Source organism: Vibrio sp. YT-19(2023), assembly GCF_033337395.1.
Map to the genome: position 1 here is coordinate 68,731 of NZ_JAWOQN010000015.1, position 16,621 is coordinate 85,351.

Sequence of the window (16,621 nt, forward strand, 5' to 3'; positions counted from 1 at the left end):
TCACTTAACGAAAATTATTTCGCGCCACGAGAAGCACGCTTACGGTCGCTTTCCGTTAGGAACTTCTTACGGATACGGATGCTTTCAGGCGTTACTTCTACTAGCTCGTCGTCATCGATGAATTCTAGTGCTTGCTCAAGAGTCATCTTGATTGGCGGAGTAAGAACCTGTGCGTCATCGGTACCAGATGCACGAACGTTGGTTAGCTGCTTACCTTTCAGTGCGTTTACCGTTAGGTCGTTGTCACGGCTGTGAATACCGATAACCATACCTTCGTAAACTTCAACACCGTGACCGATAAATAGACGACCACGCTCTTGAAGGTTGAACAGTGCGTTAGTTAGCGCTTTACCCATCGCGTTCGCGATTAGTACACCGTTTACACGTTGACCGATGTTACCGCCTTTGTGAGGGCCGTAGTGATCAAACGTATGGTAAAGAAGACCTGAACCTGAAGTCAGTGTCATGAATTCCGTTTGGAAACCGATCAGACCACGTGATGGCATAACGAAGTCCATACGCACACGACCTTTACCGTCTGGAGACATGTCTTTCAGCTCACCTTTACGTAGGCCGATGTTCTCCATGATGCCGCCTTGGTGCTCTTCCATTACGTCGATAGTTACCGTTTCGAACGGTTCCATCAACTGACCATCTTCTTCTTTGATGATTACTTCTGGACGAGATACTGCTAGCTCGAAGCCTTCACGACGCATGTTTTCGATCAGGATAGAAAGGTGAAGTTCACCACGACCTGATACGCGGAATTTATCTGGATCGTCTGTTTGCTCAACGCGTAGTGCAACGTTGTGTACCAGTTCCTTCTCAAGACGCTCAAGGATGTTACGTGACGTTACGAACTTACCTTCTTTACCCGCGAATGGAGACGTGTTTACTTGGAATGTCATCGTTACTGTTGGTTCATCAACAGACAATGGTGGTAATGCTTCTACTGCGTTTTGTGCACAGATAGTGTCAGAAATTTTCAGCTCGCCAAGACCAGTGATTGCGATGATATCACCCGCGTTAGCTTGTTCCACTTCGTGACGCTCTAGGCCAAGGTAGCCCATTACTGTACCCACTTTACCGTTGCGAGTTTTACCGTCAGCACCAATAATGGTTACCTGCTGGTTTGGTTTAACGCTACCACGAGTTACGCGAGCCACGCCGATAACACCAACGTAAGAGCTGTAGTCTAGCTGAGAAACTTGCATCTGTAGTGGACCATCAAGGTCAACATTTGGCGCGTCAACAACATCAACGATAGTTTGGAATAGTGGTTCCATGTTCTCGCCAGTTTCGCCTTCTTCTAGAGAAGCCCAACCGTTAAGTGCTGATGCGTAAACTACTTTAAAGTCTAGCTGGTCATCAGTTGCACCTAGGTTGTCGAACAGGTCGAACACTTGGTCCATAACCCAATCAGGACGTGCGCCAGGGCGGTCAATCTTGTTGATTACAACGATTGGTTTTAGACCGTGAGCAAACGCTTTTTGTGTTACGAAACGCGTTTGAGGCATTGGACCATCAACAGCGTCAACGATAAGTAGTACAGAGTCTACCATCGACATGATACGCTCAACTTCACCACCGAAGTCCGCGTGTCCCGGAGTATCTACGATGTTGATACGGTAATCGTTCCAGTCGATTGCTGTGTTTTTAGCAAGAATGGTAATACCGCGCTCTTTCTCGATGTCGTTCGAGTCCATGACTCGCTCTTCAGCTTCACCGCGAGACTCAAGCGTGCCTGATTGTTGTAGCAGCTTGTCAACCAACGTGGTTTTACCGTGGTCAACGTGCGCGATGATCGCGATATTTCTTAATTTATCAATCTGTGGAGTAGCCATGGATATTGATTCACTTAGATAGATGAAATGCCCCCACGCTGAGAACGGGTGCTCTCTGGCGACATTTGCTGATTAAAAAAACGGCCATAATGTACCAGATTTTAGCAAAAAGCCTAGAAATATGTGATCTACTCCCGAGCATTTCTGCGATTTTTACGCTTAATGCCCATTTTCTTCCTCAGAACGAATTGATTAAACGCAACTTTATTCTAATCGATGCATAATTCAAATTGACTCTTGCTCAAAAACTGGGCTGAATACGCAATGTACCTGTCACATTATGGTGCAACAATGATTTTTGGCACCATAATAGTGCAAGCAAAGATCATTTTGGTGCAAGCAAGTGCACCAAACTAGCATTCAAAAACACAATTGCTTGAAATTAATGGAATATTTTTTTTGGCACGGTTTTGGCTTTAGTTAAAACAGCATCGATTAATGAAAAGTCAAATTGATTAATCAATGCCAGGTTTCATGAATAATTCATAAATCGAGCTTTTACCGCTTATTAACACTGGAGGTTATCCAAGATGTCAGTAGAAAACGTTCTATCGCTGATCCAAGAAAACGAAGTTAAGTTTGTTGACCTACGCTTCACTGATACAAAAGGTAAAGAGCAGCACATTTCGATCCCTGCTCACCAAATCGACGCAGACTTCTTCGAAGAAGGTAAAATGTTCGATGGTTCATCAGTTGCTGGCTGGAAAGGTATCAACGAATCAGACATGGTAATGATGCCTGACGCATCTTCTGCTGTGCTTGACCCATTCACGGAAGACGCAACACTAAATATCCGTTGTGACATCTTAGAGCCTGCAACAATGCAAGGCTACGACCGTGACCCACGCTCTATCGCAAAACGCGCTGAAGACTTCATGCGTTCTACAGGTGTTGCAGATACTGTACTTATCGGTCCTGAGCCAGAATTCTTCCTATTTGATGACGTGAAGTTCTCGACAGACATGTCAGGCTCTTTCTTCAAAATCGACGACGTAGAAGCGGCATGGAACACAGGTTCTGACTACGAAGAAGGTAACAAAGGTCACCGTCCAGGCGTTAAAGGTGGTTACTTCCCAGTAGCTCCAGTAGATTCATCTCAAGACATCCGTTCTGCTATGTGTCTAGTAATGGAAGAAATGGGTCTTGTTGTTGAAGCGCACCACCACGAAGTGGCAACGGCGGGTCAAAACGAAATCGCAACTCGTTTCAACACGCTAACAACCAAAGCTGACGAAATCCAAATCTACAAGTACGTTGTACACAACGTTGCTCACGCGTTTGGTAAAACAGCGACGTTTATGCCTAAACCACTTGTTGGCGACAACGGCAGCGGTATGCACGTTCACCAGTCTCTAGCAAAAGATGGCGTAAACCTATTTGCTGGTGACAAGTACGGCGGTCTATCTGAAATGGCGCTTTACTACATCGGTGGTATCATCAAACACGCTCGTGCAATCAACGCATTCGCTAACCCATCAACAAACTCGTACAAACGCCTTGTACCAGGCTTCGAAGCACCAGTAATGCTAGCTTACTCAGCGCGTAACCGCTCTGCTTCAATCCGTATCCCAGTGGTACCAAGCCCGAAAGCACGTCGTATCGAAGTTCGTTTCGGTGACCCAGCGGCGAACCCATACCTATGTTTCGCAGCAATGCTTATGGCTGGTCTTGACGGTATCAAGAATAAGATCCACCCGGGCGAAGCGATGGATAAAGACCTTTACGATCTTCCAGCTGAAGAAGCAGCAGAAATCCCAACTGTTGCATACTCACTAAAAGACGCGCTAGCAGAGCTAGATGCTGATCGTGAGTTCTTAACAGCGGGCGGCGTATTCTCTGACGACTTCATCGATTCATACATCGACCTTAAGTCTCAGGACGTAGAGCGTGTGAACATGACAACTCACCCTGTTGAGTTCGAACTTTACTACTCTGTGTAAGGTCGACACTGTGTAAAATGTAAACACAGCAATAAAATATTAGGCTCGCCTCGCAGGCGGGCCTTTTTTGTATTCGCCAGTCAAGCTTCGACGTTTAACATGAGGGGATAATAAAAACACGCTTAGAATTTTTCCTTACATGTCAAAGAGCTAAGCCATTGAAACGTGAAATCATCGAACAAGAGAAGGTGAGCAATGAAAGTTCAGCTTATTCCATCACTGTGTGCACTCAGCGGATTGTTAATCGCCTCTATCGCCTTCGCGCAGGTCGCGTATACGTGGGTAGATGAAAATGGCGTGGTTCACTTTAGTTATACGCCAAACAAAGGAGCAAAAGCGATCGCCCTGCCAAACCTTGAAGCCAGCGCACCAGCTCCTGAGGTAGAAAGTACTGAATCGCTCGCACCTCAGACTACGCCATCTACTGCATCACAAAACAAGCCAGAGAAAACAACCGAGAAGCCTCTCCCATTACAACTCTCGATGCTGACTCCCAAGCACAACGAGACCATCCACAGTAATCGAGGCATCATCAATATTCAATTAGAAACCAATCGCAAGCTTGGTATCGGTGAGCAATTGCAATTGTTACTCGATGGAAAACCTTATGGTGCACCACAAAACCATATAGTGTGGCAGTTAAACAATATTGACCGAGGCACTCACACACTTGCTGTGCATGCGAAAAGAAGCGGCAAGCTTATTGCATCTACTAGCCCTATAACGGTGCATTTACATAGAGCAAGTGTTAAGCCGACCGTAAAAGGGGCAAAATAGAATATCTGGTGAAAAAAATCACATCACAGCGATGCTTTTCACTTTTTCTTCTAAGATTTATTCGCCATACTTAACGTTCAATTGCACCATTATTGTGCATCGCACAATCTTAAAGCAAAACAAGGACGTAATGTGGATACCAGTCTTCCTAGTGCCATTCTCAACAATATGGTGACAGCAACGCTGATTCTTGATGATGGATTGGCCATCCGTTATGCCAATCCGGCTGCCGAATTGCTGTTTTCTCAAAGCGCCAAACGAATTATTGAACAATCACTTTCTCAATTGATTCAGCATGCGTCGCTGGATCTCGCGCTGCTCACTCAACCGTTGCAAAGTGGTCAAAGCATCACCGACAGTGACGTCACTTTCGTTGTTGATGGCCGCCCTTTAATGCTAGAGGTGACGGTTAGCCCTATCACTTGGCAAAAACAGTTGATGCTTCTGGTCGAGATGCGCAAAATTGATCAGCAGCGCCGACTCTCTCAAGAACTGAACCAACACGCCCAACAACAAGCAGCGAAGCTGTTAGTCCGAGGGCTTGCACATGAGATTAAAAATCCGCTTGGCGGCTTACGCGGTGCGGCGCAATTGCTAGAAAAAATGCTGCCAGAGCCCTCTCTCACCGAATATACACACATCATCATTGAGCAAGCAGACCGTTTAAGGGCGCTCGTGGATCGATTACTAGGACCGCAAAAGCCAGGTAAGAAGACACAAGAGAATCTGCACCAAATTCTTGAAAAGGTTCGCCAACTGGTTGAATTAGAGTCACAACGCTCAATCATCATTGAACGAGATTATGACCCAAGCTTGCCAGAGATTTTGATGGATACAGACCAAATCGAACAGGCAATGCTTAATATCGTCAGCAACGCCGCACAAATTCTTAGCCATCAAGAACACGGGAAAATAACCATTCGCACCAGAACGGTGCATCAAGCCAATATTCACGGCAAACGCTGTAAACTCGCTGCTCGTGTCGAAATCACAGACAACGGCCCAGGTATTCCACCGGAACTACAAGACACGCTGTTCTATCCCATGGTCAGTGGCCGCGAGGGAGGAACTGGATTAGGGCTATCTATTTCGCAAAATTTGATCGACCAGCACAATGGAAAAATAGACGTAGAAAGCTGGCCTGGTCACACAACATTTACTATTTATCTGCCGATCTGAGTGCGCTAATGGACTTCAAGTCGCGTCAGTTTTTCGGTTTGCTGCAAGGATTACTACATGAGTAAAGGATATGTTTGGGTCGTTGATGACGACAGTTCAATTCGCTGGGTAATGGAGAAAACGCTCTCCTCTGCCAACATCAAATGTGAAACCTATGCCGATGGAGAAAGCGTGTTAATGGCGCTCGAACGCGAAGTGCCGGATGTTCTAGTATCAGACATTCGCATGCCAGGTATTGATGGGTTGGAGCTACTAAAGCAAGTACAGCGCGATTACCCAGACCTTCCCGTGATTATCATGACCGCGCATTCAGATTTAGATGCGGCAGTGAATGCGTACCAAAAAGGTGCTTTTGAATATTTACCAAAACCTTTTGATATTGATGAAACTTTAACTCTGGTTGAACGAGCCATTGCACACAGCCACGAAAACAAACGCGAGCAGCTCTCTCCAGAAGACATTCCAGCAGAAACGCCTGAAATTATCGGTGAAGCACCAGCGATGCAAGAGGTGTTTCGCGCCATTGGTCGTCTTTCTCGCTCCTCTATTTCAGTCTTAATTAACGGTGAATCGGGCACGGGTAAAGAACTCGTTGCTCATGCACTGCACCGTCACAGTCCACGTGCTAACAAACCTTTCATTGCGCTCAATATGGCGGCGATTCCCAAAGACTTGATTGAATCAGAACTGTTTGGCCACGAAAAAGGCGCGTTTACGGGGGCAAACAATGTTCGTCAAGGACGATTCGAACAAGCCAATGGCGGCACTCTATTTTTAGACGAAATCGGCGACATGCCATTGGACATTCAAACTCGTTTACTACGCGTTCTAGCTGACGGGCAGTTTTATCGAGTGGGCGGTCACTCTCCGATCAGTGTCGATGTACGAATTGTCGCGGCAACACACCAGAACTTAGAAAAGCTGGTGCACGAAGGTGACTTTCGTGAGGACCTATTTCATCGCTTAAACGTGATTCGCGTTCAGATCCCGGCACTGCGTGAGCGTAAGCAAGACATTGAAAAGCTTACACAGCATTTTCTTATCCGTGCGGCTGATGAGCTTGGTGTGGAAACAAAAACTCTCCACCCGTCGACTGTAGAGATTCTTAACCGCCTTGATTGGCCTGGCAACGTGCGTCAATTAGAGAATATTTGCCGTTGGTTAACCGTTATGGCCAGTGGTAGCGAGGTGTTACCAAATGACTTGCCAAGCGAACTACTAGAAGAGAAAAAATCCATTTCAGACTCTGCACATGGTAGTTGGCAAGAACAATTGGCGGATTGGGCACGGCATTCACTCGCAGCAGGAGATAAAGAACTACTTTCTTACGCTTTACCAGAATTTGAACGCATTTTATTAGAAGCAGCCTTAGAGCACACTAAAGGTCATAAGCAAGATGCCGCTAAAGTATTAGGCTGGGGGCGAAATACACTCACCAGAAAATTAAAAGAATTGTACTGACAATCACTTACGTGGTGCGTTAACAACGAGCGTCGTTTGTCACTCGATATTAATAAAAACATCAGTACAATTGTGGCGCACCACCATCTATGTGATTAGGCGATGTCTACTGCTACGACTCAAATTACACTGCGTACTGCTGTTCTGATTCCATTTGTCATGATCTTCTTACTGGCGATCGGTGTCATTGTCTACGTCCAAAAACAAAGTTACGAAGAAGTGGTCACGGATATCAGTGACAAGCAACTTTCCGTGTTAACCGAAAGCGTCCACGACCACCTCAATAGCTATCTACGTAAGCCTTTTACTGCGGTTATGGCTCTCGCGCACAACGTCAGCTATCACAACCTTTATCGCCCTCACGATACCTCAGACATTCAAAACTACCTGCTGAGTGCATTCAAAAATCTTTACCAATCGATACCGCAGTTGGATGTAATCGCATTTGGTTCAGAAAACGGCGACTTTGCAGGCTTTCGCCGCGAGCTTTCCGACGATTACACCTTAATGGTGCAAGATCGCCACACCGATGGTGATCTGGTTATTTATGGAACCAACCATGTGAGTAACAACATTCGAACGGTTATCTCCCAATACGATCCTCGCACTCGCCCATGGTATAAGCCCGTTGCAGATAGCCAAGACGCCACTTGGTCTGAAATTTATACCAACGCTGATGAACGCCAGGATATTACGCTATCAGCCATGACGCCGGTGTACAAACACGACCAATTTGCTGGTGTTTTGGTGACAGACATTCGTATCAATACATTCAACGAGTTCCTGCGCGAGTTAAAATACAACACTAAAGCGTCGGTCTACATCATGGACCCAGATCATCGTTTAATCGCTCACTCAGGCCCGGGAAGCGTCATCTCATGGGGCACAAAATTTTCGGATAAAGGGCAGCGTTTGCTTGCCGCTGAAAACGCAGACCCGATCATCAAAATCAGTGCGAGCCGCGTCCGGTCTTTCGAGCTCAACAACACCAAGCAACCTTATACTTTTTCATTTGAACATGATGGCCAACGTATTTTCAGTCGGCTAACCCCGTATCGAGACCAAGATGGCTTAACATGGTTTATTGGCACCTCCATTTCGGAGTCCGAGCTTCTCGGCCTGTTACCGAAAAGCCAGCAAGAGAGTTGGCTCGTTGGCATTATTGTAAGCCTATTTGGGATCGCCATCAGTTGGATCATTTTCAACCGAGTTACTAGACCAATTAACGCGACGGCCGCCGCCGCTCAGCACCTGGCAAATGGGGATTGGGATAGCGGCATGCCAAAGCCTGGTTATGTGTATGAGACAACCGTACTGGTTCATGCTTTTAATGAAATGGCGAACAATCTAAGAGCTTCATTCAAAGCATTGCGTGAACAGTTGGTTTATGACTCTCTAACACGCTTATATAGCCGTCAGGGTTTGGTCGAAATCTGTGAAAATCAGTCTGATCTTTGTCACGGCAGTTTATTTTTACTTGGTATCAACAAATTTAGAGATATCAACGACAGTGTGGGTCATCACAACGGCGACCAGCTGTTGGTCAGCATCGCTGAAAGGTTAAAACAGCAGTTTCGTGACAACGCATTATTGGCTCGGATTGGTGGTGACGAATTCGCGGTGTTTCTCTCAAATGTCGACACGGAAACCAAAATTAAACAAACCGAGCGTCGATTACAGCAACTCTTTTCCACCCCATTTATGGTGGAAGGCGAAAATGTAGTGATGAAGATTTCACTTGGTATTGTACAAACCCAGCCAAACGAAACCATGCCTTTATGGTTACGCAACGCCAGCATCGCATTAAGTTACGCTAAACAAGACTCACTGACTGGTGTTTGTCACTACAGCCCAGAACTAGCGAGCGCTTCAAAGTTTCGTACACAAATGCTGACCAAGATCCAAACTGGCATTGAAAACCGAGAGTTTATTCCTCATTACCAACCGATTGTGGATCTCGTCAGTGGCACAGTGTGTGGCGCCGAAGCACTTGCGCGTTGGCATAGCGACTCAGGTATGGTGTCACCATTAGATTTTATCCCAATCGCGGAAGAAAGCGGCATGATCAAAGCCATCGGCCAACAGATTCTGTTACAAGCTTGTCGCGACACTTACCAAGCGATCGAAAGCAAACAGTGGCCGTCGGACTTCCAACTGCATGTGAATATCTCCGTTAATCAACTATCCTGCCCAAGTTTTGTTGATACGGTGACAAGCGTATTGGATATCACGAAATTACCAGCAAGTAACCTCACACTAGAGATCACAGAATCACGTATCATTGATAGCGCACCGACCACACTAGAAAATATGACTAAACTGCGTGAAATGGGTATTGGTATCGCGATAGATGACTTTGGCACCGGCTACTCATCACTGGGTTACCTCCACTCTCTGCCGTTTACCTGCTTGAAGATTGATCGCACCTTCATCAATCAACTCACACAAGAAAACTTAAACAGTTCAGTCGTCGCTGCCGTCATCAATATCACAGCAGGTCTCAAAACTAATGTCGTCGCGGAAGGTGTCGAGGATAGCAATCAAGCACAATTACTGCGCTCTTTAGGCTGTAATCAGGTGCAAGGCTTCTACTACAGCCGCCCTATGCCACTAGAAGAATGGCCAACACATTTGGTGAACATGAAGTAGAAAAGAGCGAGAATCGTTGATTTCCTAGTCATCCTCTACTGACAATCTACCCAACTGTTATTTATACTTAACTGCAAATCTTACCCATGTATTGTCACAGATGATGTTTGGGCCCTGTTCCAGTTCATAACTATCCGGATCGACAAAATGATAACGAAGAACCTTCCTCTTACTGATTTGCACCGTCACCTCGACGGTAACATTCGTACTAAAACGATTCTTGAGCTAGGCCAAAAGTTTGGCATTGCCCTACCAGCGTACGATATTGAGTCTCTCACTCCTCACGTTCAAATTGTCGAAGCGGAACCCTCTCTTGTTGCTTTCCTTTCTAAGCTCGACTGGGGTGTTGCTGTACTGGGCGATCTAGATGCGTGTCGTCGTGTCGCGTACGAAAACGTAGAAGACGCGCTAAACGCACAAATCGATTACGCAGAGCTGCGTTTCTCTCCTTACTACATGGCGATGAAACACAAACTACCAGTAGCGGGGGTTGTTGAAGCCGTCGTGGACGGTGTGCAAGCGGGTATGCGCGATTTTGGCGTGAAAGCCAACCTGATCGGTATCATGAGTCGTACATTTGGTACTGACGCATGTCAACAAGAACTGGACGGCATTCTGAGCCAGAAAGATCACATCGTTGCCGTCGACCTTGCGGGTGACGAGCTAGGCCAACCGGGTGATCGCTTTGTGTCTCACTTCAAGCAAGTACGCGATGCTGGCCTTGGGGTAACGGTCCATGCTGGTGAAGCAGCAGGTGCAGAGAGCATGTGGCAAGCAATTAATGAGCTGGGCGCAACTCGTATCGGTCACGGTGTAAAAGCGATTCACGATCCAAAACTGATGGATTACCTAGCAGAAAACCGCATTGGTATTGAATCTTGCCTGACGTCAAACTACCAAACAAGTACGGTAGAAACGCTAGAAAACCACCCTCTCAAGCAGTTCCTAGAGCATGGCGTTCTTGCGTGTCTGAACACTGACGATCCAGCGGTTGAAGGCATCGAACTGCCATACGAATACGAAGTAGCGGCACCAGCCGCTGGCCTGAGCCAAGACCAGATTCGCCAAGCGCAAATCAATGGCCTTGAGATTGCGTTCCTTTCAGAAGCAGAAAAATCGGAACTGAGAGAAAAAGTAAAAGATCGCGCTTAAATCCAGCGAAAACATAAAAAAATGCCAGCATCTGCTGGCATTTTTTATATCTTGAATCTGTATCTCTGATTAAATCACACGAGAGAACTGTTGCTGACGTGCCTTTGCTCGTAGGTATTTATCGAAGCTCATACAAATATTACGGATCAACAAACGACCTCGCAGCGTCACACGAATTTCATTATCATCCACTTCCACCAGCTCATCGTTAATAAAGGTCTGAAGTAGCTGCAAATCTTCTTTAAAGTACTGTTCAAACCTCACTTTAAACTCAGACTCAATGGCTTTCTTGTCTAATTTGAAGTTACAAATCAGCTGCTTAATCACTTCGCGACGGAGCAAATCATCAGAGTCCAGCGAGACCCCTTTCCATAGAGCGTGACGAAGTTCGTTGACTTGAGCGTAGTATTTCTTCAGCTCTTTCTGGTTTTGCGCGTACGCATCGCCGATCATCGAGATTGCAGAAACACCAAAGCCAACCAAGTCACATTCACCTTGTGTGGTGTAGCCTTGGAAATTGCGATGCAAAATACCTTCGCGCTGGGCAACAGCAAGTTCATCGTCCGGCAAAGCAAAGTGGTCCATACCGATAAATTGGTAGCCAGCACCGGTCAGTGTCGCGATGGTGTCTTGCAGAATCGCCATCTTCTCTTCTGCCTTTGGCAGGTCTTCGTCTTTAATCTTACGCTGCGCTGCAAATAGCTGTGGCATGTGCGCGTAGTTAAACACGGATAGACGGCCCGGCTGCATCTCTAGCACTTGTTCTAGAGTCTTGGCAAAAGATTCTTTGGTCTGCTTCGGTAAACCGTAAATCAAATCTAGGTTCGTCGAACGAAAGCCTAACTCTTTTGCGCGCGCAACCATCGCAACGATGAACTCTTCATCTTGCTCACGATTCACCAGTTTTTGCACTTCTTTGTTGAAGTCCTGAACACCGATGCTCAAGCGATTGAAGCCTTCACTACGCAGATGATCCAGCATGATCAGCTCGATTTCACGCGGGTCAACCTCGATACTGATTTCAGCATCGCTACTAAAAGTAAACTCTTGGCGTAGCAGGCTCATTACACGCGTGATTTGCTTTTCAGAGAGAAACGTCGGTGTACCACCACCAAAATGCAATTGCGTCACGGTGCGACCAACAAGTAATGCAGCACGTTGACGAATTTCGTGTTCAAGCACGTCGAGGTATTCATCCGCTTTGTGCGAGTGGCGCGTAATGACTTTATTACATCCACAGTAGTAACAAAGCTTGTGACAGAACGGAATGTGTACGTACAGCGATAATGGGCGTTCTGGGTATTGAGTGCATGCCATATCATAATCAGAAATGGTGAACGCTTCATGAAACTCCAGCGCCGTTGGGTACGACGTATAACGAGGCCCGGAATAGTTGTACTTATCCAATACCGCTTGATCCCAGACTATTTGCTGTTTCAATTCAGTGTGTTGATTCGACATGGTGGTACTTTCCGTTAAATGCTAGGGCAACGAAAGCCGTCACCCGATATTCAGAGCCGCTATTTTGCCATACGACGATGACAAGCGTGGCAACACCGACTGGCTTTTTAAGTATAAAACTAAAGAAGTGCTAGCGTGATCACGATACCCCCATTAGCCATAAGGAGACTATTGGGGGTCGCGCTTAAATCATCTGAATATTGATTTGATTATTCAGTGGCTGGACGTTTTTCTGCAACACTTTGAGCTCCTCAATAATCGCATCAGTGAGGCGGCTTTCCGCTTTATGACGCGTCAAGTTCTGTTGCATACGCTCTTTCTTGGCAAGTTGTTGGCGTTCTTCGCCACGCGCCATATCTTTCACGATGTGGTAAAGCTCAGAAATCGCAGGGTACGTTTTATCGAAATCAACGCGGTCTTCACCTTGTACATAATCCATGATGTTATACACACGGATACTGATTTCAGATAAATCGCACTGGCCTTGAATGCCCGCCTGACACAAGGTATGCACATTCTCAAAAATGTTGGCGTTACGTTTGTCTATCGCCAATTTTTGATGCTTCAGCTGCAATTCCTTTTGCTTTTTCAATTGAAGCAGAAGGTAACCTGCATAAGAAGCGAGTGCGATGATAATCACAACACCAGCAATAGCTAATAAGGTTACATTCATAGCTTAATTATCCTTTATAGTCGTCGAAATTAATGTCGTCGAAATCTGCCAGCAAGTCATCATCGTTGCGCGTGCTTTTCTCAGCAGGTGCAGTGAAGTCTTCCTCTTCTTCAGGTTCCAACAAGCCTAGTTGGTCCATTAGCTTCTCAATGCGATCGAGTTTCTCATCGACGAATTTCTGTAGACCTGTGCCCAGGTTTTCACCCGCTTCAATACGGTCTAGCAACACGTTCAATTGCGCGTCATTTTCTAGCATCTCTAGTTCTTGCTCTGCCGACAAACGACGCTCTTGCTTCGTCATTTTCTTCGCAGGTTCAACAATCAGAGGTATTTTCTTTTTGCTGCCTAAGCGCGGGTCGCGATTTTGTGCAGCAGCTTGCTTTTTCTGCTCGTTAACTTCTGAGTTACGGTTACCCGTTTTCAGACCTTTACGCTTTTTAGCACGCTTGCGTAAGCGGCCTTCCACATCAGATTCTGTACGGTTACGAGTTACAACAAACTCAGGTGCACCAGCGGCACCCGGTTTTCTAGATTTTTTACTACGGCTCATTACTGGGGTTTCCTCAGTAAAATTACATCATTACCAATAAATTCGAGTTCGAGCTTATCCCGCTCTGCTAGGAACTGGAACGTGTCACGACTAAAGAACACTACGTGAGTGAGATCGTTCTTATAATGCCATGATTTGAAAGCCTCCACGTCGATGACCATTTTCGTCATCAGGCCTATCCAGCCCCCTGGCTTAACTAAATTCAACCATTGCTTCCACACCAAATCTGGGTGGTAGAGGTGCTCTATCACCTCTGTTGCTGTCATGAAGTCGTACGTTTTTTCTAAAACCGACGTATCAGAGTGGTAATAGAGATCGTACAACGCCATGTTGTGCCCAGCCTCTTCCAGCATCAAGGAGAGCGTTGGGCCAGGACCACAACCAAAGTCGATACCATTTGATTGTGGAGAAATTCGCTCTGTGATCGGGTCAGCAATACGCGACAAAAAGCGTCGGTAACCCAAATCATCGGGGTTGTTCTCATGCAAATCATAGTGAGCTTTTTCGCTTTCCGCATCCAAACGTTGGTCTGGATTTACGAATACCAAGCTGCACTGCTCACATTGAAGATATTCACGACGCTTATCTTCAAAATAATGGTGAGTGCGCTGATTTTGGCATAAAGGACAGGTATGCATGCTGACTTCCTCAAACAGGGATGCGAAACATACCAGAAAGTGAACTCGGATTGGAGTGTTGTTGAGTATTTTTTCAGCAATTTTTGTTAAAAAACTTTGTTTACAACCTATAAAGCTAAATAAGTGCAGTAATCTCAATTCAAGTTACGACTGAGCAAGTCAACGGATATAAAAAAAGCGACAGTCAGACTGTCGCTTTCTAAGTGCCATCAATTGGCGAAACTGTGTTGCACACATTTGGTGCACCAATGATCCCTTTGTTTTTAGAGCTTTCCCTGCCAAAAAGAGTTGTTTTTCATCTTCCTGATGAGTTTTGGCTATCCGTTTACTTCCTGTCTACTGAGCAACTTCCTGTGCCTGATCCGTTTCACTGTCTTAACCGTCAGACGAGATGACCATCCTTATCTGATAGGCTCCCTACCTATCTAAATCCCTTTCTAAATCACCAAGCATCCGAGCTACATCCTTGGAGACCTAAACCGTGGTCTTAAATCCTTACATTCACTCCCTGTGAACGACTTCTACTTTACGCCATCCCGTTATGCTCACAAGTAATGGGTTGAAAAAATAATCCGCCTATTTTTCTAAAAAATCAAAATTATCATTTAATCAAAAACTTAAAAACACTAACAAGAAAAAGCCAACATCAAGTATGGCAAATGTCTCACAAACTGCCGAGCCAACTATCGCTTTCGCATCCAAACTCGACTGTGATATCTGTCACGAACAAAAATGCCCTAGTGGATTCACTAGGGCATTTTTGTACAAGTTGCTCGAACGATGTAGGGACATCTACCCAACCAGCTCAAGATGCAGGATCTTGAGCGATTTAGGTATATTAGTGCAGACCGCCAACGTATTTAGACAGCACTTCGATATCTTCGTCTGTCATTTTCTTCGCGATGTCGCGCATCATGGCATTCATATCATTACCACGGTCGCCATCACGGAATTTTTCTAGCTGAGCTTTGATGTAGTCAGCATGCTGACCAGAAATTTTCGGGAAACCTGAAAGCTCAGTACCATTGCCACGAGGACCATGACATGCAATACATGCGGTTAGGCCACGCTCGGCATCACCAGCGGTATAAAGCGTTTTGCCTTTTGCTACTACATCTTCAGGTGTTGAGTTTTCTGAAACTGGTAGCGAAGCGTAGTAAGCAGATAGGTCTGCGATATCTTCATCGCTCAGTGGCATTGCCATACCACTCATTACAGGATCGTAACGACCTTGTTTACCACCACTTGTCATGCCTAGCTTAAGTTCTTTTAACTGCTTCTCAAGATACTTAGCGTGTTGGCCTGCGAGTTTCGGGTACGTTGTTATTGCACTGTTGCCATCTGCTCCGTGACAGGCGACACAGGTTTGTGATTTTGCTTTACCAGCCTCAATATTACCTTGGGCCCATACTGAGCAACTGGCTAAAAGACTCAAAATTAGCGCTAATTTCTTCATGACATTCCATTATAATTATCAAGCTTCCAGTACCACGGAATGTGAACATACCGCGTACACTCATGGTACAATAGGCGACCTTATGCCGAGCACGGTTATTTTACACATTTTCACAAAAAAGTAATCAATCGACTACACAAAGTCGAGATGGAGTTAACAGTGAGCGTAAAAATTCATTACCAAAATACGCATTTCATCACCAGCGCACCCGATATTCGTCACCTGCCGGAAGACGAAGGTGTCGAAATTGCGTTTGCAGGACGCTCAAACGCTGGTAAATCGAGTGCACTTAACCGTCTAACTAATCAAAAAAGCTTAGCCAAGACATCAAAGACACCTGGTCGTACGCAATTAATCAACCTTTTCAAAGTAGAAGAAGGTTGTCACATTGTCGATCTACCTGGATACGGTTTTGCTCAAGTACCGGTAGAAATGAAAAACAAATGGCAGAAATCTTTGGGTGAATACCTACAGAAACGCGAGTGCCTAAAAGGCTTAGTGGTTCTAATGGACATTCGTCATCCAATGAAAGATCTCGACCAACAAATGATTTTCTGGGCCATCGATAGCCACATTCCTGTGCAAGTTTTGCTAACCAAAGCAGATAAACTAAAAAGTGGTGCACGCAAACAAACTCTACTGAAAGTTCGTAAGCAAGTAGAAACTTTCGGTGGTGACGTTTCTGTTGATGTGTTCTCCTCACTTAAAGGATTAGGTGTCGATCAGCTACGTGCAAAACTGGATACCTGGTTTGCACCAGCACTAGCGCACCTGATAGAAGAAGACGAACAAGAGACACCAGCGAGCGATGAAGAATAATTAACAATATTTGTTAAATTTC

At 45.7% G+C, this 16,621-nt stretch carries 13 protein-coding genes; 7 read left to right on the forward strand and 6 right to left on the reverse strand.

What is annotated here, in order from left to right; genetic code table 11:
* Positions 1-14: 14 nt before the first annotated feature.
* Positions 15-1,844, reverse strand: coding sequence for a translational GTPase TypA (gene typA, locus R7E78_RS13000; protein WP_005379276.1), 1,830 nt, complete (start codon positions 1,842-1,844; stop codon positions 15-17).
* Positions 1,845-2,374: 530 nt separating this feature from the next.
* On the opposite strand from typA, the gene glnA reads away from it, so the two are divergent.
* From glnA to add, 6 genes are all read left to right on the forward strand, one after another.
* Positions 2,375-3,784, forward strand: coding sequence for a glutamate--ammonia ligase (gene glnA / locus R7E78_RS13005; protein ID WP_005379275.1), 1,410 nt, complete (start codon positions 2,375-2,377; stop codon positions 3,782-3,784).
* A 195-nt stretch (positions 3,785-3,979) separates the two neighbouring features.
* Positions 3,980-4,561, forward strand: a complete 582-nt coding sequence (locus tag R7E78_RS13010; RefSeq protein WP_318057939.1) for a DUF4124 domain-containing protein — start codon at positions 3,980-3,982, stop codon at positions 4,559-4,561.
* A gap of 132 nt (positions 4,562-4,693) precedes the next feature.
* Positions 4,694-5,740: a nitrogen regulation protein NR(II) gene (gene glnL / locus R7E78_RS13015; RefSeq protein WP_017821940.1), complete on the forward strand. Its 1,047-nt coding sequence runs from the start codon at positions 4,694-4,696 to the stop codon at positions 5,738-5,740.
* Positions 5,741-5,797: 57 nt separating this feature from the next.
* On the forward strand, positions 5,798-7,201 hold the full coding sequence (gene glnG, locus R7E78_RS13020; RefSeq protein ID WP_005379267.1) for a nitrogen regulation protein NR(I): 1,404 nt from the start codon (positions 5,798-5,800) through the stop codon (positions 7,199-7,201).
* 102 nt (positions 7,202-7,303) lie between these two features.
* Complete coding sequence (locus R7E78_RS13025) at positions 7,304-9,850, forward strand: EAL domain-containing protein (protein ID WP_213968517.1); 2,547 nt, start codon at positions 7,304-7,306, stop codon at positions 9,848-9,850.
* Positions 9,851-9,997: 147 nt separating this feature from the next.
* Positions 9,998-11,002 carry an adenosine deaminase gene (gene add / locus R7E78_RS13030; RefSeq protein ID WP_005382965.1) on the forward strand — a complete coding sequence of 335 codons (1,005 nt, stop codon included), beginning with the start codon at positions 9,998-10,000 and terminating at the stop codon, positions 11,000-11,002.
* 69 nt (positions 11,003-11,071) lie between these two features.
* On the opposite strand, the gene hemN is transcribed toward add, so the two are convergent.
* The 5 genes from hemN to R7E78_RS13055 all read right to left on the reverse strand — a co-directional run bounded on the left by hemN (position 11,072) and on the right by R7E78_RS13055 (position 15,780).
* Entirely contained in the window at positions 11,072-12,463 is a 1,392-nt protein-coding gene (gene hemN, locus R7E78_RS13035; protein ID WP_225473507.1) for an oxygen-independent coproporphyrinogen III oxidase, read from the reverse strand.
* A gap of 184 nt (positions 12,464-12,647) precedes the next feature.
* Positions 12,648-13,136, reverse strand: coding sequence for a DUF2489 domain-containing protein (locus tag R7E78_RS13040; protein WP_005379254.1), 489 nt, complete (start codon positions 13,134-13,136; stop codon positions 12,648-12,650).
* 7 nt (positions 13,137-13,143) lie between these two features.
* Positions 13,144-13,686 carry a Der GTPase-activating protein YihI gene (gene yihI / locus R7E78_RS13045; RefSeq protein ID WP_005379252.1) on the reverse strand — a complete coding sequence of 181 codons (543 nt, stop codon included), beginning with the start codon at positions 13,684-13,686 and terminating at the stop codon, positions 13,144-13,146.
* Positions 13,686-14,324: a class I SAM-dependent methyltransferase gene (locus R7E78_RS13050; protein ID WP_225473505.1), complete on the reverse strand. Its 639-nt coding sequence runs from the start codon at positions 14,322-14,324 to the stop codon at positions 13,686-13,688. The genes yihI and R7E78_RS13050 overlap by 1 nt, the downstream gene beginning before the upstream one ends.
* Positions 14,325-15,162: 838 nt before the next feature.
* A complete protein-coding gene (locus R7E78_RS13055; RefSeq protein ID WP_005379248.1) occupies positions 15,163-15,780 on the reverse strand; it encodes a c-type cytochrome in 618 nt (205 codons plus the stop codon).
* Positions 15,781-15,939: 159 nt separating this feature from the next.
* Between R7E78_RS13055 and yihA the strand changes: the two genes are divergently transcribed.
* Positions 15,940-16,599: a ribosome biogenesis GTP-binding protein YihA/YsxC gene (gene yihA / locus R7E78_RS13060; RefSeq protein WP_064353516.1), complete on the forward strand. Its 660-nt coding sequence runs from the start codon at positions 15,940-15,942 to the stop codon at positions 16,597-16,599.
* Positions 16,600-16,621: the final 22 nt, after the last annotated feature.

What these genes read in the sequence shown, in the direction of transcription:
- typA (WP_005379276.1), bottom strand. Translation starts at nt 1,844, where the DNA reads ATGGCTACTCCACAGATTGATAAATTAAGAAATATCGCGATCATCGCG.
- glnG (WP_005379267.1), top strand. Translation starts at nt 5,798, where the DNA reads ATGAGTAAAGGATATGTTTGGGTCGTTGATGACGACAGTTCAATTCGC.
- R7E78_RS13055 (WP_005379248.1), bottom strand. Translation starts at nt 15,780, where the DNA reads ATGAAGAAATTAGCGCTAATTTTGAGTCTTTTAGCCAGTTGCTCAGTA.
- R7E78_RS13050 (WP_225473505.1), bottom strand. Translation starts at nt 14,324, where the DNA reads ATGCATACCTGTCCTTTATGCCAAAATCAGCGCACTCACCATTATTTT.
- R7E78_RS13010 (WP_318057939.1), top strand. Translation starts at nt 3,980, where the DNA reads ATGAAAGTTCAGCTTATTCCATCACTGTGTGCACTCAGCGGATTGTTA.
- glnA (WP_005379275.1), top strand. Translation starts at nt 2,375, where the DNA reads ATGTCAGTAGAAAACGTTCTATCGCTGATCCAAGAAAACGAAGTTAAG.
- yihI (WP_005379252.1), bottom strand. Translation starts at nt 13,686, where the DNA reads ATGAGCCGTAGTAAAAAATCTAGAAAACCGGGTGCCGCTGGTGCACCT.
- add (WP_005382965.1), top strand. Translation starts at nt 9,998, where the DNA reads ATGATAACGAAGAACCTTCCTCTTACTGATTTGCACCGTCACCTCGAC.
- R7E78_RS13025 (WP_213968517.1), top strand. Translation starts at nt 7,304, where the DNA reads ATGTCTACTGCTACGACTCAAATTACACTGCGTACTGCTGTTCTGATT.
- hemN (WP_225473507.1), bottom strand. Translation starts at nt 12,463, where the DNA reads ATGTCGAATCAACACACTGAATTGAAACAGCAAATAGTCTGGGATCAA.
- R7E78_RS13040 (WP_005379254.1), bottom strand. Translation starts at nt 13,136, where the DNA reads ATGAATGTAACCTTATTAGCTATTGCTGGTGTTGTGATTATCATCGCA.